General features: G+C 41.6%; 19 protein-coding genes. 10 read left to right on the top strand and 9 right to left on the bottom strand.

Features of this window, described 5'->3' with window-relative positions; genetic code table 11:
* The first annotated feature begins 26 nt into the window (after positions 1-26).
* Together purM and purN are read left to right on the top strand one after the other, a co-directional pair.
* Entirely contained in the window at positions 27-1,097 is a 1,071-nt protein-coding gene (gene purM, locus A9Z07_RS15730) for a phosphoribosylformylglycinamidine cyclo-ligase (protein ID WP_004771425.1), read from the top strand.
* Positions 1,094-1,735 carry a phosphoribosylglycinamide formyltransferase gene (gene purN, locus A9Z07_RS15725; RefSeq protein WP_171068015.1) on the top strand — a complete coding sequence of 214 codons (642 nt, stop codon included), beginning with the start codon at positions 1,094-1,096 and terminating at the stop codon, positions 1,733-1,735. Before purM ends, purN begins: the two co-directional genes overlap by 4 nt.
* A gap of 36 nt (positions 1,736-1,771) precedes the next feature.
* Here the strand turns inward: purN and A9Z07_RS15720 are convergent, their stop codons facing one another.
* Positions 1,772-2,563, bottom strand: a complete 792-nt coding sequence (locus A9Z07_RS15720; protein ID WP_069579791.1) for an alpha/beta fold hydrolase — start codon at positions 2,561-2,563, stop codon at positions 1,772-1,774.
* A gap of 168 nt (positions 2,564-2,731) precedes the next feature.
* Positions 2,732-3,754, bottom strand: coding sequence for a signal peptide peptidase SppA (gene sppA / locus A9Z07_RS15715; RefSeq protein WP_047432340.1), 1,023 nt, complete (start codon positions 3,752-3,754; stop codon positions 2,732-2,734).
* Between the two features lie 137 nt (positions 3,755-3,891).
* Here sppA and A9Z07_RS15710 point away from each other — a divergent pair, with 137 nt between their 5' ends.
* Entirely contained in the window at positions 3,892-4,833 is a 942-nt protein-coding gene (locus A9Z07_RS15710) for a lysophospholipid acyltransferase family protein (protein ID WP_069579790.1), read from the top strand.
* A gap of 13 nt (positions 4,834-4,846) precedes the next feature.
* Here A9Z07_RS15710 and A9Z07_RS15705 read toward each other — a convergent pair whose 3' ends face one another.
* From A9Z07_RS15705 to A9Z07_RS15690, 4 genes are all read right to left on the bottom strand, one after another.
* On the bottom strand, positions 4,847-7,273 hold the full coding sequence (locus A9Z07_RS15705; RefSeq protein ID WP_069579789.1) for a DNA internalization-related competence protein ComEC/Rec2: 2,427 nt from the start codon (positions 7,271-7,273) through the stop codon (positions 4,847-4,849).
* A gap of 88 nt (positions 7,274-7,361) precedes the next feature.
* The gene (locus A9Z07_RS15700; RefSeq protein ID WP_069579788.1) at positions 7,362-8,597 is read right to left on the bottom strand and encodes a lipoprotein-releasing ABC transporter permease subunit; all 1,236 of its coding nucleotides are present in this window, start codon (positions 8,595-8,597) and stop codon (positions 7,362-7,364) included.
* A complete protein-coding gene (lolD, locus tag A9Z07_RS15695) occupies positions 8,590-9,279 on the bottom strand; it encodes a lipoprotein-releasing ABC transporter ATP-binding protein LolD (protein WP_005256738.1) in 690 nt (229 codons plus the stop codon). Before lolD ends, A9Z07_RS15700 begins: the two co-directional genes overlap by 8 nt.
* The gene (locus A9Z07_RS15690) at positions 9,272-10,507 is read right to left on the bottom strand and encodes a lipoprotein-releasing ABC transporter permease subunit (protein WP_069579787.1); all 1,236 of its coding nucleotides are present in this window, start codon (positions 10,505-10,507) and stop codon (positions 9,272-9,274) included. The genes lolD and A9Z07_RS15690 overlap by 8 nt, the downstream gene beginning before the upstream one ends.
* Positions 10,508-10,532: 25 nt before the next feature.
* Here A9Z07_RS15690 and A9Z07_RS15685 point away from each other — a divergent pair, with 25 nt between their 5' ends.
* Positions 10,533-11,114 (top strand): PilZ domain-containing protein, encoded by a 582-nt coding sequence (locus A9Z07_RS15685; RefSeq protein ID WP_069579786.1) that lies wholly within the window; start codon positions 10,533-10,535, stop codon positions 11,112-11,114.
* A 9-nt stretch (positions 11,115-11,123) separates the two neighbouring features.
* On the opposite strand, the gene A9Z07_RS15680 is transcribed toward A9Z07_RS15685, so the two are convergent.
* Together A9Z07_RS15680 and A9Z07_RS15675 are read right to left on the bottom strand one after the other, a co-directional pair.
* A complete protein-coding gene (locus A9Z07_RS15680; RefSeq protein ID WP_004771411.1) occupies positions 11,124-12,017 on the bottom strand; it encodes a DMT family transporter in 894 nt (297 codons plus the stop codon).
* Between the two features lie 7 nt (positions 12,018-12,024).
* Positions 12,025-12,495, bottom strand: coding sequence for a YaiI/YqxD family protein (locus A9Z07_RS15675; RefSeq protein ID WP_005284529.1), 471 nt, complete (start codon positions 12,493-12,495; stop codon positions 12,025-12,027).
* 230 nt (positions 12,496-12,725) lie between these two features.
* Between A9Z07_RS15675 and A9Z07_RS15670 the strand changes: the two genes are divergently transcribed.
* Positions 12,726-13,664, top strand: a complete 939-nt coding sequence (locus A9Z07_RS15670) for a hypothetical protein (protein WP_069579785.1) — start codon at positions 12,726-12,728, stop codon at positions 13,662-13,664.
* A gap of 36 nt (positions 13,665-13,700) precedes the next feature.
* Positions 13,701-13,844, top strand: a complete 144-nt coding sequence (locus A9Z07_RS17930; protein ID WP_004771301.1) for a hypothetical protein — start codon at positions 13,701-13,703, stop codon at positions 13,842-13,844.
* Positions 13,845-13,923: 79 nt separating this feature from the next.
* On the opposite strand, the gene serC is transcribed toward A9Z07_RS17930, so the two are convergent.
* Positions 13,924-15,003: a 3-phosphoserine/phosphohydroxythreonine transaminase gene (serC, locus tag A9Z07_RS15665; RefSeq protein ID WP_005256728.1), complete on the bottom strand. Its 1,080-nt coding sequence runs from the start codon at positions 15,001-15,003 to the stop codon at positions 13,924-13,926.
* Between the two features lie 348 nt (positions 15,004-15,351).
* Here serC and A9Z07_RS15660 point away from each other — a divergent pair, with 348 nt between their 5' ends.
* The 4 genes from A9Z07_RS15660 to A9Z07_RS15645 are packed head-to-tail and all read left to right on the top strand — an operon-like array spanning position 15,352 to position 20,267.
* Complete coding sequence (locus A9Z07_RS15660) at positions 15,352-16,848, top strand: TolC family protein (protein ID WP_062847517.1); 1,497 nt, start codon at positions 15,352-15,354, stop codon at positions 16,846-16,848.
* Between the two features lie 12 nt (positions 16,849-16,860).
* Positions 16,861-18,024, top strand: a complete 1,164-nt coding sequence (locus A9Z07_RS15655) for an HlyD family secretion protein (RefSeq protein WP_069579784.1) — start codon at positions 16,861-16,863, stop codon at positions 18,022-18,024.
* A 3-nt stretch (positions 18,025-18,027) separates the two neighbouring features.
* Positions 18,028-19,158: an ABC transporter permease gene (locus tag A9Z07_RS15650; protein WP_069579783.1), complete on the top strand. Its 1,131-nt coding sequence runs from the start codon at positions 18,028-18,030 to the stop codon at positions 19,156-19,158.
* On the top strand, positions 19,155-20,267 hold the full coding sequence (locus A9Z07_RS15645; protein WP_069579782.1) for an ABC transporter permease: 1,113 nt from the start codon (positions 19,155-19,157) through the stop codon (positions 20,265-20,267). The genes A9Z07_RS15650 and A9Z07_RS15645 overlap by 4 nt, the downstream gene beginning before the upstream one ends.

Raw genomic sequence — 20,267 nt, 5'->3', positions numbered from 1 at the left:
TCTGCCGCCACTGCGGAGACTTCACTATGAGCAACTCAACTTCTACCTCAAACACTGGTTTAAGCTATAAAGATGCGGGCGTCGACATTGAAGCGGGCGACGCATTAGTCGATCGTATCAAATCTGTCGCTAAACGCACCACTCGTCCTGAAGTAATGGGCGGTCTTGGTGGCTTTGGTGCACTATGCAAAATTCCAAAAGGTTATGAAGAACCTGTATTGGTTTCAGGAACAGACGGCGTAGGTACAAAATTACGTCTGGCACTTAACCTCAACCGTCATGACACAATTGGTCAAGACCTTGTGGCAATGTGTGTAAACGATTTGCTCGTTTGTGGCGCTGAACCCCTCTTCTTCCTCGACTACTATGCAACAGGTCATTTAAATGTTGATGTTGCAGCAAATGTAGTCACAGGTATTGGTACAGGTTGTGAACTTGCTGGTTGTGCATTGGTCGGTGGTGAAACTGCTGAAATGCCGGGCATGTACGAAGGCGAAGACTATGATCTCGCTGGTTTTGCTGTAGGTGTAGTTGAACACAGTAAAATTATTGATGGAACAAAAGTGAAGTCTGGTGATGTACTCATCGGTGTGGCATCAAGTGGTGCGCACTCAAATGGTTACTCATTACTACGCAAAATCTTAGATGTTAAAAATGTAGACTTAACTCAAATCGTTGATGGTCGCCCACTTGCAGATGTTGCGATGGAACCGACACGTATTTATGTTAAACCTGTACTTGAGCTTTGCAAACAAGTTGATGTGCATGCTATGGCTCACATCACGGGTGGCGGTTTACCAGGTAACTTACCACGCGTTCTTCCAAATGGCGCTCAAGCGGTGATTGATGAATCAAGCTGGGAATGGTCTGAGTTATTCCAATTGTTACAACGTGAAGGTAACGTAGAACGCTTTGAAATGTATCGTACATTTAACTGCGGCGTGGGTATGGTGATTGCAGTTGATGCCAGCGAAGCTGACAAAGCAATTGACGTATTAAATGCTCAAGGTGAAAAAGCCTGGAAAATTGGTCACATTCAGGAAAATGCTGAATCAGTTGAAGGCGCAGACGAAAAAATTCGCGTGATCTTTGCATAATGAGAATTGCTGTCCTTGTCTCAGGCAACGGTAGCAACTTACAAGCCCTGATAGATGCCCATAATGGTAAACAGCTATCAGGGCAAATCATTGGTGTACTCTCAAACAAAGCTGATGCTTATGCATTACAACGTGCGAAAGACGCCGATATTGCGACCGCTGTTATTTCACATAAAGATTACCCAAATCGCGAAAGCTTCGATGAAGCGATGCACCAGCAGCTATTAGCGTGGCAGGTGGATCTGGTTATTCTTGCTGGTTTTATGCGGATTTTAACACCAGACTTTGTGCTGCAATGGCAAGGCAAAATGTTAAATATCCATCCTTCTCTCCTGCCTTTTTATAAAGGCGTTAATACCCATCAACGGGTATTAAATACAGGAGACCGTTTGCATGGTTGTACCGTTCACTTTGTTACGGCTGAACTGGATGCTGGACAAAGTATTGCGCAATCTGTCATTCAAGTCGGTTTGCACGATACGGTAGAAAGTCTGGCGCAACGTGTGCATAAACTTGAGCATTTTATTTACCCTCAAGTTGCACAATGGTTTTGTACAGGTCAACTGAGCTGGAAAAATGGTCAAGCCTATTTCAACCAGCAGCCTTTACAACGGCCGATTCAGTTTGCTCAACTCTAAAAAACAAAACGCATCCTCGGATGCGTTTTTATTGCTTTAAATCACCAAACTTTTAATTTTATCGACTGTTTCCAGTGGATGTTCTAATGGGAACATATGCCCACCCTCTACAATAGAAAAAGGAATCCCTAACTTCTTTTGCGCGACTTGCGGAAATTTCTCTTTCAAGAACACACTGTCTTGCCCCACAACCAAATGCACAGGAACAGGTGGCTTTGGCATCGGTAACCACCACATCGATGGCGTTGTTCTAAATAACTTCACTTCATCTTTTTTGGGAATGGTTAAAGTCACGCCGCCCCGCTGTAGATCAGCTGTTAATGCATGATCAATGTAGGCTTGAAAACAATCTGCATCGAAATGTTGGTAAAAACCCCGCGAACCGAGCAACTCAGCCGCTTGCTCGCGTGATTCCCAATGATCACGACGGCGTGCAGATAAACCTGCAGGTGTAATTTTATCCACCAGTTTAGGCTTGAACAGTTTGGCTAAATGGAAAACAAAAGACGCTTTACCAATGATTAATGGCGGATCAAGCATAATGACTTGGGAAAATAACTCTGGACGGCGATAGGCTGCCATTAAAGTCAACACAGAACCCAATGAATGTCCTAAACCAATTACCTGACGTCCCTGTGCTTGCTGAACAATATTATCAATCACCTGATCGACTAGATGTGTCCAGCCATGCGTAATCGGATAACGTTTGTCATTGCCAATTTCAGCTACATAAATGATGTCATATTGATCTTTCAGCTGATCAAATAGCTTTTGATAAACTTTAGAAGGGACACCATTGGCATGGGCAAAATGAATCAAAGGTTTCATAAATAGATCTTTATTTGTTTTCACTGATACCTCAATTATCCTGCTCTACACATGTATTGCAAATCAAAACAAGAACTGCCCAGTTACTTTTACAATAAAAAAGGCTGTGGAAACCACAGCCTAAAGAATGTCAAAGCAGAGCTCTGACCGAAGCATAAGCCTGATATGCTATTGGATTTTAGCGTTCTGCTGAGTCTCAAGCTGTGACGCAAGCGAACTGCTGATCCCTTCACCAATCTTTGCACCCATACGGCCCAAGATTGACTCTAAAGGATTACGCTGAACGGTATAATCCACTTTTTGATCAACTTTAAGATCACGCATCAGTGTGGTAATGCTACCACTACGATCTGCAATACCTAAAGCAATGGCCTGTTCACCTGTCCAGAATAAACCAGAGAAAACTGCTGGATCATTAGACTTCAAACGCTTGCCGCGACCTTCTTTTACCGCATTAATAAAGTGAGTATGTACATTATCCAATACAGATTGCACATGTTGCTTTTGTGCAGGATCTAGTGGCTTGGTCATACTCAAGATATCTTTATTGCTACCCGCAGTTAAAGTACGATCTTCAATACCCAGCTTTTGTGCCAGGCCGCTTAAACCATAGTTTGGCATAATCACACCAATTGAACCCACTAAACTTGATGGATTCACAATGATTTCATCGGCAGCAGACGCAATGTAATACGCACCTGAAGCACCCATATCGCCAATTACAGCATAGACTTTCTTATCTGGATGCTGTTTTTTCTGATAGCGAATTTCTTGCCAGATTTCATCAGACTGTACTGGCGAACCACCCGGAGAGTTAATATTTAAAACAATTGCTTTACTGCCACTTGCATCAAACGCTCGTTTTAAAGCTTTGTTGGTATCTTCACTGTTTACGGTCGATTGACCCGCAGAAGAATCGATTGTACCAACAATATCAATCACAGCCAGATGGTCACTGCTAATACTTGTGGTCGATTTCTCAGTTGAAGTTGAGCAGCCTTTTGTCATTGCAATCAAGACAATTAATAAATAAGCGAAGCCTAAACATTTAAAAAAGATACTCCAACGGCGACTACGACGTTGTTCTTCTACAGACGCAAGAACAGCTTTTTCTAAAATTTGCCATTCTTTGCCCGTAACATTCTCACTATTTGTTGATTCGTTTTTTGGTTTTGGTGGCCAATCGGACATAAGATTCCAATCCAATATGTTTTAAAGTGACTTTATTATATACGCTGATTTCAACAAAACTGTTTAAATAACTTGTTTTAACTTATAATTATTTTTTGCATTATACTTTCCTTTGTAATTTTTCTCATACCAAATCCATGACCCATTCCAGAACGATTAGCTCAAATTACCGTCTCATCAAGCTCCTAAGTCGCCAGCCGATTCAATTAGGGCGCTTCTTGGCACGCATGGTTGCTGGACTGGTCAATACCTTTCAGTTGTCTAAGCTTTCAAAAATTATCAGTCTAAATATCCAGATTGCATTTCCAGATATGGATCAGCAGCAAAAACAACAGTTAACCAAACAGGCGATTCGGAATGAGCTCACCTCTTATTTTGAGTTTTTGAGTATCTGGGGTGCATCCAATCAAAAGAACATTCAGCGTATTCAAAAAATTTATGGTGAACATTATCTACATGAAGCGCTGGCAGAAAAAAAAGGCGTTGTGCTGGTCGTTCCCCATTTTGGAACATGGGAAGTGATGAACTCATGGTTATCGCAATATACCCAAATGACCATTTTATATAAGCCAGTTAAAAATCCTGACGCTGATCAGTTTGTCCGCGATGCGCGTAGCCGTGAACAGGCACATCTTGTCCCAACCGATGAAAGTGGCGTTCGACAAATTTTTAAAGCCTTAAAACAAGGCGGCACGACAGCCATTTTGCCTGATCACACGCCTGATCATGGCGGTGACATGGTGGATTATTTTGGTATTCCCTTAGCTTCCAGCAGTTTAAGCGCCAAGCTGATTCAGAAAACCAAAGCCAAGGCCCTACTTATTTATACCATGCGTAATAATCAAGATGGCTTCGATATGTATATTGAGCCGATCAATCCTCAGATTTATGAAGGTCCTGCCGAAAATGGTACGCGAATCATTCATCAAAGCTTAGAGCAATTGATTCAACGTTATCCAGAACATTATCACTGGAGCTATAAACGCTTTCGCGCCAATCCTGCGCTCAAGAAAATTTATGATATTGATGAAACTGAAGCACTGACTCAAGTGGCCAAAGTCCGTCAGCAGGCTGAATAAACGATTACTTAGGCTATTCTCTTTGTAACCATTTTCTTTGCTGTCGCTGGAGCTTGAGTTCCACCGCTCCATTTTCAAATAAGAAACTTAAGGTCCCTGTCTCAGCGGTATTCAGTAAAGGGATATCCAAAGTCTGTAGGCGGCTCTGTACTTCCCGACTCGGATGACCATAACGATTATTTAGCCCCGTAGAAGCAATCGCCAGCTTGGGTTTTAAAACGTTCAAAAAGTCATAAGCAGAACTATGTTTACTGCCATGATGTCCCAAAACTAAAACATCTACTTTTAAATCAGGATACTGCTGTAGCAGTTTAAATTCTGTTTCCCAACCAGCATCTCCCATGATCAAAAAGTTTTGATAAGGCTGAGCATTCAGGAATTGTATATACACCACACAGGACTGTTCATTTTTTTGCTGTTTAGCCAAAACCAAATCCTCGGTTCGCGGTGATAAAATCTCGACCCGAATATTTAGGTAATCCCAACGCTGTCCTTGATGACAAAGTGAGAAATTATCTTGGAATGGGAGAGTTTCTCCGCGTTCATTGGATTGTACTCGGCCTATGGCAAAAGCATTTTGAATCGAAGCAAATGCACCGCTATGATCTTGATCGAGATGAGACAAAATAACGTGATCGAGTGTTCGGATGCCCTGCTGCCTTAGATACGGGATAATCACTCGATCACCTAAACTAAATTGAGTCTCGTCATAAGAGCCACCTGTATCAATCATGATGCTTTGCTGAGGATGTTGCAAAAATATGGCTTGGCCTTGCCCCACGTCCAGAATATTCAAAGAGATCGATTGAGTTTTTACACCGAATACGATGGGCAAAAAACAAATCCCAGCCCAAAGCTTGGGAATACTTCCTCTCGGCATAAACACAATGACCAATCCCAGAATGAAGCTCATCATCATGGCAGGCGTATAACTGACGCCATATAGCGCTGGAGATAGCTGTTGTAGTCCTTCTAATACCCACATCAGCAATGTCAGTATTTGATCGTTGAGCCGAAACAAGAATAAACCTAATGCAGGAACGACTAGCCACAGACAAGCCGCGATAATGTCTAAAGGAACAACGACTCCACTAAGCAGTGGAATCGCCACCAAGTTACTCAACGGCGCGATCCATGAAATTTGCTGGAAGAAAATCACGACCAATGGCAGCAAGGCAATAAAGATTTTCCATTGAGAATCGACCAAGATCTTAATCGCCAGAATCCCTTTTTGCAGGGTGGTTTTCAGTTGATCTTGTGGAATTTGTTCTATGGTTTGATAGATTCTCAACAGAATAAAACATGCCCCATAAGACAACCAGAATGCGGCCGATAAAATACTAAAAGGATCATACAGCAGTAATAAGCTGGCACTGTAAACCAATAATGCTAAGGGCTGTATCGGCAGTCGAAAGATCAGAAAAAGACTGGCAATCATCACCGTTAATAAAGTTCTAAGGGCTGGAATCTCAAAACCGACAAATGCCACATACAGTACAACACTGGCGGCAAAAGGAAAAAGCAACAAAATCTGTTTTGGTTTCCATAAATATAACTTTGGACAATAACGCTGAATAACTTGCTTGAGTAACCAAGTCAGCATTAAGGCAAAAATCAGCACATGCGGCCCTGAAATTGCCAATAGATGTGAAATCCCCAGCAACTGAAATTGCTGTTTCAGCGCATCCGACAATAAGCTTTCATCGCCCGTCAGCAAGGCTAACAGTAAACCTTGATGCTGGAATGAAGTCGTTTGCAACATGTGACGGAAAGCCAGCCGCATGCTTTCAACCTTTAACAGCAACATGGCTTTCAGGTTTTTTTGTTGCTTGAGATGCTGCTGATACCCCAGACGATAAATATCATCGTCACTTAAAGGCTGAATCCGCCTGACCGAAAATGCAGACAAAATATTCTGCTGTAAAAACCATTTTTCCTGATCAAATGCTCCAGCAACCGCATAACTATGCGCAGGCCGAATATTTCCCTCCATACGATAATAACGACCAAGCTCTAAGGTGGGTTGCTGACTGGCCTGCGGTTTGGCTTTATTCAGATAGAGTAACCAATCAACAGGTTGGGGATGACGATTAAGTACTTCTGCAATCTGCTTTTGCCCATCGTCTGTTAATTCATCTATTTTTTTAATATAGACAATGGCTTCAAATGGCTGAGCTTGAGTCTCACGTAAAGTTAAACGTTGTTGCAAGGCCAAGTCAGCATAATGAAAACCTGTACAGAACAATGCCCACGTGCAGCTCATTAAAAGCAGTGCTTTATACACAGGCTGATGAAAAAAGCGCTGCTTATTAGATAACCCTACTCCCCATATCACACTCGCCAAAGCCAGCCATATCCACCAGATTTGACTGATAAAAGTGAAATGCTGCCCCATCAAAGCAATACCGGCAATCCAGCCGAATAAAATAATCTTCAACATTTCTTAAAATTAGATTTAGTTTTTCTAAAGACAAAATTAAAGCCCGTTTTCAGGGCTTTAACAAGAGGTCTACTTCAATATTTATAGATTATTCATAACGTAACGCTTCAGCAGGCTGAACTTTTGCTGCACGTAAAGCAGGATAAATAGTTGCAAGTAAACTTAAGAGTAATGAGACGCTTACAACAAGTAGTACATCTTGCCAGCGTAAATATGAAGGCAGATAATGTACAAAATATGCATCTAATAAATTTAAGCCAAAGGTCGTATTCACCCACGATACGATATTACCAATGCTTAACGATAAAATAATGCCTAAAATGGTCCCTAACCCAGTTCCAATCACCCCAATAATTGTACCCTGCACCATAAAGATTTGAGTAATCAATAAGGGCGACGCACCTAAAGTACGTAAGATTGCGATATCTGATTTTTTATCAGTCACCAACATCATGAGGGATGAAATGATATTAAAGGTTGCAACGATAATAATCAGTAGAAGTAGTAACCCCACCATATTTTTTGCCATTTGAATGGCGCTAAATAAATTACCTTGCGTATAGGTCCAATTCGAAGCGTAAAAATTACTCGGTAATTTTTTGATAATGCTCTCAGAAATCTCTGGCGCAGCAAAAATATCATCCAGCTTTAAGCGAATGCCTTGAGCACCATCAGGTAAGCGCAATAGCGTTGATGCATCATTTAATGCAACATAACCCACCATCGAATCAACCTGAGTTCCGATTTTAAAGATCCCCACCACTTCGAAACGTTTAAATCGAGGCACAACACCTGCTGAGGAGTTGGTCGCTTCAGGCAAAACAAGGGTTACAGGATCATTGAGCTTCAATCCTAAACTGTCTGCTAAATCTTGCCCTAAGACAATTCCATATTTTCCTTTCTTCAGCGCATCCAGACTGCCTGCCTTCATATAATTATGAACAATCGAGACCTGTTTTTCGTACTCGGGCTCAATTCCTGAGATCATGATCCCTGTCACTTCGCCATGCGCAGTTAACATCCCCTGTAACTGGGTATACGGCGCAACAGCAACAACATGGGGCTGTTTAGCAATATCTTTAGCCAAGTCTTCCCAGTTGGTCATAATTTGAGTGGATGCAATGGTCGCTTGGGGCACGATTCCCAAAATACGGTTTTTCAATTCTCGATCAAAACCATTGATTACGGACAATACCGTAATCAGCACAGCAACACCCAAAGTTAAACCAATCATTGTCATCAAGGAAATGAATGACACTAGACGGCTTTTTTTTCTAGCCTGTGTATATTTCAGTCCAATATAAAATGAAATGGGTTTAAACATGCTCACCCACCCATATACCATCTTGCATATGTAAAATTGAATCCGCTGACTGTGCCAATTGCTCATCATGAGTCACGATCAGCATCGCCATGTTGAGCTCTTTTTTCAGATCCGTGAGCAATTCAAAAATACTAAGTGCTGTTTTACGGTCAAGGTTTCCGGTTGGTTCATCTGCCAACACCACCGCAGGTTTGGTCACCAAAGCACGCGCCAAAGCCACACGTTGGCGTTCACCACCAGATAACTCACCCGGTTTATGATCCATACGATGAGATAGACCCACACGGTCCAGCAGATATTCTGCCTGCTTTTTCACGTCCTTAAAGTTGCTTTCTTTACGCAACATTAACGGCATCGCAACATTTTCCAAGGCAGTAAATTCTGGCAATAAATGATGGAACTGATAAACGAAACCTAGATATTGATTACGCTTATAACCACGCTCTGCCTCACCTAAATTATCAAAGCGCTGACCTTGTAAGAAGACTTCTCCTTGCGAAGGTTGCTCCAAACCACCTAACACATGCAACAAGGTACTTTTACCTGAACCACTTGAACCGACAATAGAAACGAACTCGCCCGCATTGACTTGCAACGATAAGCCTTTAATTACTTCAACTTTACTTTTGCCATCATCGAAATGCTTAAAGATATTTTTTGATTCTAGAACGATCTTACTCATAACGTAATGCCTCGGCTGGTTGCGTTTTCGCTGCACGGATAGCAGGGTAAATTGTTGCTAAAAAACTGATAGATAAAGATGCTGTCACAACAATCAGTACATCTTGCCAGCGTAAATAAGAAGGTAAATAGCCAATCACATAGCCACTAAATAAATTCAGCCCAAAGGTATGATTTAACCAGCCCACCAAATCACTGATGGTTAATGCAAAAGCACTGCCTAAAATAACCCCTGCCACTGTACCTACGACCCCAATAATGGTGCCTTGCACAATAAAAACAGAGGTAATAAATTTTGGAGAGGCGCCTAAAGTACGCAGAATCGCAATATCAGCCTTTTTATCAGTTACTACCATCACCAATGACGAAACGATATTAAACGCAGCCACCACAATAATCAGAAACAGCAGTAAACCGACCAGATTCTTTTCCATTCTCACCGCACCAAATAAACTTCCGTGCGTTTCCTTCCAGCTTGTCGCATAAAAATTATCAGGCAATTGTTTAACAATCTGATCAACGATACTCGGCGCAGTAAAAATATCATCTACTTTAAGACGTACACCTTGTGCACCATCCGGTAAACGCAACAAGGTCGAAGCATCATTCAAGGCAATATAACCCACCGTTGAATCCACTTCCGCACCGACACTAAAAATTCCGACGATTTTAAAGCGTTTAAAACGTGGTACCACACCTGCGGGTGATGGTGTCGCTTCGGGCAGCACCAAGGTCACATTATCATTTAGGCTCAGCCCCAATGCATCAGTCATGTCCTTACCGAGGACAATCCCAAACTCGCCTTTTTTTAATGCATTTAAATCACCTGCAACCATGTGGTTCTGGATAATCGAAACCTTCTTTTCATATTTTGGTTCAATCCCCGTCACCATAATGCCTGCGACTTGACCTTGCCCCGTCAACATCCCTTGCAATTGAGTAAAAGGTGCAGCACCAGTGACATGCGGGTGATCCTCAACTTTTTTTACAAGCTCAGGCCAATCTGTTAGAATTTGAGTAGAAGAAACAGTGGCTTGTGGAACCATTCCAAGGACACGATTTTTTAATTCACGATCGAAACCATTCATGACAGATAACACTGTAATGAGGACGGCAACACCAAGCGTCAAGCCGATCATGGAAACTAAAGCGACAAAAGAAATAAAATGATTACTCCGCTGAGCACGAGTGTATCTCAACCCTATATACAGCGAAATTGGCTTAAACATACCATCTAGTCCGAGGTGATTTATTATGGAAAATTCACAACATCATCTTGTTGACGACAACACTGAACGTCGTGTGATGTCTCGTATTGATGCCGTGTTGAGAATCAACTATCAAATCATTCCCGATGATGTGGCGCTGAATGACCCGTATGATTCCCATTTCGTATTGCCACGCTATTTTCTACTACTTGCAGAGTTAGATCAATTTGATCATGCGTTTCGCTACGAATTAGAACAATTAAATGAAAAAGATCAACAAATTGCTCGCATCTTATCCCTTTTTAACCAGAAATTAAACCTGATTACAGGCTCTTATTACGACAATATCGTGCAATCTTTACTGCCCGTCCCTGAGCAGGTCAATGTTTCTGAAAATGGATTAAGTTTCTTTAGTTCTCAAGATATTAATGAAGGCTCGTATATCCATATTACCTTGAGCCATCCTGAAAATTTCTTTCATATTGCTGCAATTGCTCAAGTGGTACATAGCACAGCAGAAGAGCAAGGAAAATTCCGTATCGGTGCCTACTTTATTACCTTAAATCCGCAAGATCGCGCCAAATTAGCAGCCAGTATTCGACAAGCTCAACAAACCGAAACCAGCTGATTGCATCATTTAAGATTTTAAACGGCGATATGCTCTTAAATCCCTAAAGAAGTACAGCAGTAAACCAAACAGGATAATACTCGCTCCTACGAATACCTGAGCCGATATCTGTTCATGGTTCAGGTAAGCCCCGATCAGTATCGCCAGCATTGGTGTCATTACAGTAGTCAATGACAGTGTGGTCGCTTGTAAATTCTGCACCAGTTTAAAATAACAGAACATCGCAATTAACGATGCCATCACAATGGTATAAGTCAGGGCAAATAAAGATTTGGCTGAAGGAAAATGCGTTGGTGCGTATTGCCAGATCCACGGTATTAACAAAGTCGCCAATAAAGTAGAGACCAGAATTGAACCTGTCGCCTGTGCCATGACAGGTAAATCCGCATTAATCTTTTTCACGAGAAAAATGGACAATGAATAAGAAAAAACACTGATTAGCATTAAAATAATACCAATCGGCTGGACATGCTGCTGACTACCACTCAAGCAAATCATCGCCAAACCAATAATGGATGTTCCCATTCCGAGCCACTGCAAACCTGCCAGCTTCTGCTGAAAACCAAAACGACCAATCAGGCCAGCCATAATCGGTGCCAAACCAAACATCAAGGCGATCAAGCCAGAGCTAAGATAAGCTGTAGCTGCATAAGTAAAGATTTGCGAGCCAATCAGACTGAGCGAACCCGCGGCATAACTCAATAATGCAATTTTATGAATAGGGAATTTAACCTTTAACAGCAATAACACCGTCACAGCCAGCGGTAAGGCAATAAAAAAGCGGATTACCAATGCCCACATCGGGTGTAAATCTGAAACACTCCACACAATTGCAAGCGGTGTCGTTGCCCAGATAAAGACCAGCAGTCCATAGGTGAGCATGAGGTTAATACGTGATGGCATATTCAACTCAAGAAGCTGTTTTACGTTTCTGTTTTAAAATAGTCTGATCCAGTGAACTGGAAAATTCACGTTTATCACGTTCAGAAATAGGCGGTGGCCCACCAGTTTGCACCCCAGCCCCACGCAAAGTATCCATAAAATCACGCAAGTGTAGGCGTGCTTTTACATTGGCTGTGGTATAGATTTCACCGCGTGGATGGATGGCAATACCGCCCTTTTCAATCACTTGTGCCGCCAATGGAATATCTTGTGTAATGACAATGTCATTTTCCTGCATACGTTCCACAATCTCTTGGTCAGCCTGATCTGCCCCACTCATCACCTGAATGGACTTAATCCGCATGGAAGGTGTGATACCGACATTCTGGTTGGCAACAAAGGTTACTTCGAGTTGGTAACGATCCGATGCGCGTAAAATCACTTCACGTAAAATTTTAGGTAAAGCATCAGCATCTACCCATAATTTAAATGGCAGCACGTTAACGAAAGCTCTTGAGAAGAAAAAGCTAGTGTAGCAGATTACGGGAAAAGTAGAGTTAACATCCTTGCAGCAATCCCATCAATTTTTCATTTCGTTCAGGGAAGATAGAACCCTAATCTCTAGATTAAAAATGAAATAATTTATAGATAATTACAGATTCAGACTTGAAATATCCCAGTTACCCTCGATTTAATAGAATAAGTTCAATCTTTTTAGCATCTCGCTTTATGAAAAATCAAAACAGTCCAGAAATCATTAAAATTCAAGATCAAAATTTCGGTAATCATGTCGAGCATTGGAACTTATTGACTGACACACCCGAAACAAATGTTCCCAAATGGTTAGGATTGGCACTTGATGCACCCGTAATGCCAATGGGGCTATGTGAAGATGAACATGAGATGGATCAGACATTTTGGTTAATCCAAGGCCCAAGTGGTGAATCTGTTTCCATTAACCAGATCATTGCAGTGGAAGATCAAAAACCACGCGCATTAAAAACAGCCTTTCCAAGTTTTGAAAGTCCATATAAATATGATGCGAAAATTGAGCGAATTATTACCTGTGATTCTGCCACTCAAGCAGTGTTACGTTTAAATTTAAATAAAGATACGACCATTTATGCGTTCGATAATTTATTCAGTGTAAATAGCTGTCAATATGACAAAAACCAAAGCTATAAAGTTCAGTTTAATGCTTGGGCATATGAATTAGAAGCGGTTGCCCCAGATGAGAAAATCATTGTTGATGACCCTGCTTCAATTAAACATCACCGCGCATTAAATGCGATTTTGGCAGAACATAATGGGGTTGCCCCAGAAAATTTACAGGAACTGATTAATGACTGGCAGCCAAAAACACCAGAAGATCAAGAACCTGTTACTGTCGACTTTTCTAAAATGGTGGCCTATTTATTCGGTGAAACTTTAGGTCAGGAAGATGAAGCCTGGTTCCAAGGTAATATCGTCGGTAAAACTCAAATGCAGTTTATGCAGGATGAATATACCCTTTATGACGTGACACTGGTTTTAGAAGATGATTTACCTGCAATCCTGATTCGTATTGCAACTAAAAATGAATTGTATAAAAACTTTAACATTGGCCAATATATTCGCGGCAACCTATGGATTCAGGCCAATATTTATGCTAAAACTGCTACTGAGTGACAAAAAATCACATAAATGGCATTTTTAGGCGTTCTAATGAAAATTATACCAGAACAAACGACCACCAGTCTGATTCATTCGAGTGATCAAGGTCTTAAACTTGATGTTGGTGCTTTTTGCTTTTTCTTACTTGGTATGTTCTTAGCAGCACTTATTTTTCATCAAATTGGTTTTTTCTAATTTTTTGACCATTAACTACCTTATTCGCATATAAAAGCCCTCAATGATGAGGGCTTTTATTTTAACTGGTTTTTATTGCTTAACCATGACGTTTCGCAAAATCATCCATAAAGTTTACAAGGGCTTGTACACCTTCTAATGGGACTGCATTGTAAATACTTGCACGCATACCACCTACTGAACGGTGGCCTGCCAAGTTCAATAAGTGATGCTGTTCAGCTTCTTGCAAGAAAGTCTTTTCAAGCGCTTCGTCAGCTAAAGTAAATGGCACGTTCATCATTGAACGGTTTGGCACTGCGATCGGATTGTTATAGAAATCGCTCGAATCAATATAGCCATAAAGTAACTTGGCTTTCTCTTGATTCACTTTATAGATTGCATCTACCCCACCCTGCTCAAGCAACCACTCAAATACAAGACCTGATAAATACCATGCATAGGTTGCTGGGGTATTTACCATTGAACCATTCTTGGCTTGATCTGCATATTTCAAGATGCTTGGAATTTCAGGCTTAGCTTGATCAAGTAAATCATCACGAATAATAACGATGGTCAAACCGGCTGGGCCAATATTCTTTTGCGCACCCGCATAGATCAAGCCAAACTTGCTTACATCCAAAGGTGCAGACAAGATACTTGATGAATAATCACACACCAACGGCGCATTTACATCTGGGATAGCAGCGAATTGCAAACCACCAATTGTTTCATTATCTGCATAATGCACATAAGCAGCATCATTCGAAAGATTCCATGTACTTTGTTCGGTAATCGCATGCTTACCATCAATCAAAGTACCCGCTTCAACGATATTAATATCGCCATAGCGTTTCGCTTCTTTTAGCGCTTTCTCAGACCAGATGCCAGTATGGATATAATCTGCCTTGTTATTTTTACCTAACAGATTCAATGGAATCGCTGAAAACTGTAAGGATGCGCCACCTTGTAAAAACAATACTTTATAGTTTTCAGGAATGTTCATGAGCTTACGTAAGTCAGCTTCAGCCTTCTCTGCCACAGCAACATAATCGCTGCTACGATGACTCATTTCCATGATCGACAAACCTTTGCCCTGCCAATTCAACAATTCTTGTTGAGCTTTTTCTAAAACGGCAGTAGGTAATGCAGCAGGACCAGCGCAGAAATTATAAGCACGCATGAGTTTTCCCTTGTTAAAGTGGAACAAATTGGAATGGGAATTTAATCATAGATTGGCGAAGCTTGCAGCAGCTTATCCAGTAAATATTTCAATTTGACTGCAAAAAAAGTATTAATTTTTCAATCATGTTCTGTCATTACAATTATTTTAGGCCAAACGTTATGTTGCTTTGCTCTAGCATGAAATACCCCTGTTTTTCGACATTTTATTTAGATTAAAAACTCTACTTTTTACAAATTCACTACACCAATCCCAGCGATATAACTATTTAATTAAAAACATAATATTTTAATTTTATAAAAAGAATTTAGACTACCTCAGGATATTATTAAATTGCGACATACCATAATGTTGAAACGACATGATCGACCGAGTTTTAAGGTCAAAAGGTTTCCCAAAACGTTAAGCTTGAGTATAAGCCTGATCAGCTGTGCCTTATTTTCATCTTCTTTATTTGCCCAGACATTCAGTTATAGTGAAGCTGAACACTATGTGGTTGAAAATGCTTATGCCTCCCAAGCACAGCAAGCCTTGCAACAAGCGTCTCAACTCGAGATGGAAGCCGTTAAAAATTTAGGCCTTCCCCGTATTGATTTAAATGCGCGTGCTTATTCATTTCATAGCGAAACCAGCGTGCCTTTAGCTTCCAGCAAGCGACGACTGGAAAATTCGCTGACCCGTGGTTTTGATGACAAGTTATCGCAATGGGAAAATGTGTTACCACCTGAAGTGATTGATCAGGTCGGTCAGGGATTTGATCAAACTGTAAGTGAAGGTCTGAATCAGGTACCGAACAATCTTGATGTTACGGTCAAAGACCATGATGTCCGCACTTCTGTTTCGATGGTTATGCCACTCTATACTGGCGGTAAAATTAGCAGCGCCAAACAGATTGCCACCATTCAGGCTCAACGTTCAAACATTAGCGAAAAACAACAACAAGACTCGCAACGTTTTGAGATGATTCAGTCTTATTTTAATGTGCAATTACAGCAGCAATTACTCAATGCCAGCCTGTTTAATTTAAATTCGATGCAAGAACATTATAACAATGCACTTAAATTAGAGAAGCAAGGCTTTATTAATAAGGGCCAGCGTATGCAGTTTGAGGTGGCACGCAATAATGCAGAACGCACCTATCAAAATGCCCAGTCCAATTTACAAGCCAGTCAGTTTAGCCTGCAAAATTTATTAAAAACCAAAGAAAGTTTAAATCTCACCACCCCCCTATTCGTGAATAATGCACAAAACCATTCTCTGGATAAAATGCTGGCAAATTACGATCAAAATTCCAGTTTGATCAAAAAGCTGCAAATGGATACCCAACTTGCCAATGAAAATGTCAAGGTTCAACAGTCAGCCAAAAAACCGAGTGTTTTTGCCTTTGGTGAATATGGACTAGACAGCAAAGAGAACTGGATTGTCGGTGTAATGGCAAAATACAATTTATTTTCAGGCATTGATAACAACAAAAATATACGTGCAGCCGAACTTAAAAAATATGCAGCAGAGCTAATGACTGAACGCACCAAGCAGGAAGTTGAAAATGTGCTGTACAAATCTTATAGCGAATTAAGTTCTTCTCAGACCAGCCATCAATTGCTGGTTCAAAACACCAAAGCTGCGCAAGAAAACTTACGTATCCAACAGCTTTCATTTAAGGAAGGTATGGGTACGGCGACACAAGTCATCGATGCACAAAATGCCTTAAGCGCATTAAGAAGTGAAATGGCCGTTAATTCCTATAAATACATTTTATCTTTAGCGACACTTTTACAAAGCTATGGCTCCATTGATGAGTTCAAGCTTTATGTTAACCAACCACGTACTGACTATATCCGTTAATTGGAGAATTTTATGAGCCAAGATCAATCATCATCCAATTCAGAACGCGATAAAGATCAAGTAGACAACAAGACTGAAACTCAAACGTCTGAATCACCTCAAGCGCAAGTAAGCGCGACTGAGAAAGTCGCACAGCCACAACCTGAGACATCAAACTCCAATACACAGCAGCCACCGAATGAGCCCCCTAAAAAAGGTAAGGCAAAAATCATCGGCCTGATTATTTTGATTCTACTTTTAGGTTTAATCGCTTTTGGCTTATGGAAAGCTTATCAGCCTCAAGCGATTGAGCTACAAGGTCGGGTTGAGTCAGAAACCGTGCATATCAGCACCAAAGTGCCAAGTCGTATCGAGGAGTTCTATGTTTCCGAGGGACAGCCGGTTAAGAAAGGTCAAGCACTGGTTCGCTTTGTCAGCCCTGAACTCGAAGCGAAAAAAGAACAGGCTCAAGCAGCTTTACAAAGTGCAACTGCATTCCATTCCACTGTGTATCGTGGTGCTCAACAAGAAAATATCGAGACACTGTATGCCAACTGGCAAGCCATGAAAACTCAGGCAGAATTGGCAGCAACCACGTATAAACGTGGTGAAACCTTATATCAACAAGGTGTAATTTCTCGCCAACGCCGCGATGAAATGCTTGCTGCACAAACTTCTGCACGTGAAACTGCCGAAGCCTCTTATCAACAGTATGCGCGTGCCAAACGCGGCAGCACCGAACAACAGAAATCGACGGCTGATGCACAAGTTGCGATGGCACAAGCGGCTGTGAAAGAAGCCAATGCATTAACCGAAGAAACCAAACTGTACTCACCTACAGACGGAACCGTATCTAAAACCTATGGCAAGCCGACTGAATTAGTCGCAACAGGCGTGCCAGTCGTTAGCATTATTGAAGACCATGATTTGTGGGTCAGCTTAAATGTCCGTGAAGACATGTACAGCTCTGTTTATAAAATGAAAAGCATTGAAGGTTTTATTCCTGCATTAAATCGTAAAGAAACCTTTAAAGTAAAAAATATTGATGCCGAAGGTGATTTTGCAACGATTAAAACCACGCGCCAAACTGGTGGTTATGACATCCGCAGCTTCAAATTCCATTTGGTGCCAGAGCAAAGCATTCCTGATTTAAAAGTCGGCATGAGTGTATTATTCAAAATAGAAGAGGCAAAATAACCGATGTTTGCTGTCATGCTTCGGGAATTACGCTATCTCAAACGCCATAAAGTAGATCTTTTTATGGCGGTGATCGCGCCTTTGCTGGTCATTCTGCTCTTTGGCAGCATGTTTTCAGCAGGTAAGGCCGAACATCTTCCTATTGTTGTGATTGACCAAGACCAAAGTGAAATGAGCCGTAAGGTGATTCGTAGCTTAAGCCTCAACCATACTTTGCAAGTAAAAACCATTACCGCCAGTCAGGATGAAGCAGAACGGCTCATCAACAAGACTGAAGCATGGGGATTTGTCATGATCCCCGAAGGTGCTGAACAACGTCTGGTCAAAGCCCAAGATGCGCAAATCAGTATTGCTTATAACCAATCTTTTTTTAGTATCGGTAATACCATTTCCTCCGCCATGCTCATCAGCACCCTAAACGGTATGGCCGAATATATGGGACAAAGCTACCTGTCCAACACGATCCCCTATCTGGACATGCCCACCCCGCATATTAAGATTTCTACTCTATATAACCCAAGCATGAGTTATGAGTTATTTCTTGAGCCATTTATGGTGCCAGCCGTTTTACACTTATTGCTCTGTTGCTGCGTGGCTTTTGCTATCGGGCAAGAGTTTAAGCGCAAAACAGTGGGTGAATGGGTCAGTTCCAAACAAGTCATTTCCAGCCTGCTTGGTAAGATCTTGCTCTATGTCTTTATTTTCTGTGCTTGGACTGGGTGCTGGATGTTCTGGTTAGCGCAAATCCGCGGTTACTTTATTGCAGGTTCACTCACGCTGATTTTAGCAGCACAATTTTTATTGTACTTTTCCTATGCCGTGATCAGCAGTACCGTGGTTCTTGCAACCCAGAATCTTCCAAAGACCTTTGGCTTTATCGCACTGTATGGTGGTTCTTCACCAAGTTTTTCAGGGATTACCCTACCCTTGAATAACGCGCCAGCATTTACCCAGTTCTGGTCAATGATTATTCCCTACACGCCTTATGCCAAGCTGCAAACCGAACAGTGGATTATTGGCAGTGATGTACATGTCTCAATGGTTCCTTTTGGCATTTTAGTGGTCTTCGCGGGCTTATTCTTTGCCTTGAGCGTGCGTCTGTTAAAGAAAAATACTCAGGAGCTATGTCCATGAAGTCATTTTTCAGCTATTACCTACAGACCTTTAAAAATATTTTTGCCAACAATTCGGTGTTTACCACCTTAATTGCGGCAACGCTACTTTATAGTTTTTTCTATCCGACCGCCTATAAGGCACAAACAGCGGAAGATATTCCGATTGTAATCGTGGATGAAGAACAAAGTATTTTGACCTCAAAAATCATTAGCCAAGCATCGAATAGTCCACATATCAAAATCACCACGGTGACGGATAATTTTCTGGAAGCGCAGCGCATGGTGCAGAACCAGCAAGCTGAAGGTATCTTGTTACTGCCTGAGAACCTCACCAATAGTTTGAAGCGAGGTGAAATGGGTGGGATTGGTCTCTATTTAAGTACGGCGTATTTCATCCGAACCAAAGAAGTTGGCGTCGGTTTAGCCAGCTCAATTGAATATACGCTGAAAGAGCATCTAGAAAAATTTGGCAATGCTTCCGCGTTTGAACCCGAACTTTCGATTCATCAGATTCCACTGTTCAACACGATGTCGGGTTATGGTAGTTATATCTTCCCTGCTGTCGCCAGTTTGATTATTCATCAAACGATTCTGCTTGGTCTTGCCATGCTGATCGCCAGTTATCGTGAACAAGGCTGGATAGCAAAACCTGTTGAATTCTGGGCAACATTTGCCACTATTTTCACGACAGGCTGCCTCAGCTGTCTGTATTTATTCGGCTTTACCTTCTGGCTATATGAATTTCCACACGGTGGAAACTTCTGGGGCATGTTGCTTGCCGTCCCAATCTATGTCAGCTGTGTGATTGGCTTAGGCATGCTAGTGGGTTCACTGGTGGATATGCCTGAACGGGTTGGGCACCTAATTGTCGTGACGTCTGTTCCATTATTCTTACTGACTGGAACAGCGTGGCCTCATGAAGCCATGCCACATTGGATGCAATGGTTTGCCTGGATATTTCCTTCAACTCATGGTGTGCAAATGTTTGTACAGCTCAATCAAATGGGTGTACCAACCTCTATTGTGGTACCAAAACTGATTTATCTGGCAACCGTAGCTGCAATTTTACTGGCAATCTCCTATTACCGTTTAGTGATGATGCAACCCATAAAAAAGGAAGCTAATTAG

This window comes from Acinetobacter sp. YK3 (assembly GCF_001729365.1).
Classification (GTDB): domain Bacteria; phylum Pseudomonadota; class Gammaproteobacteria; order Pseudomonadales; family Moraxellaceae; genus Acinetobacter; species Acinetobacter vivianii.
The sequence above is the reverse complement of the archived record's forward strand: the minus strand, read 5'-3'. Positions and strand labels throughout refer to the sequence as shown.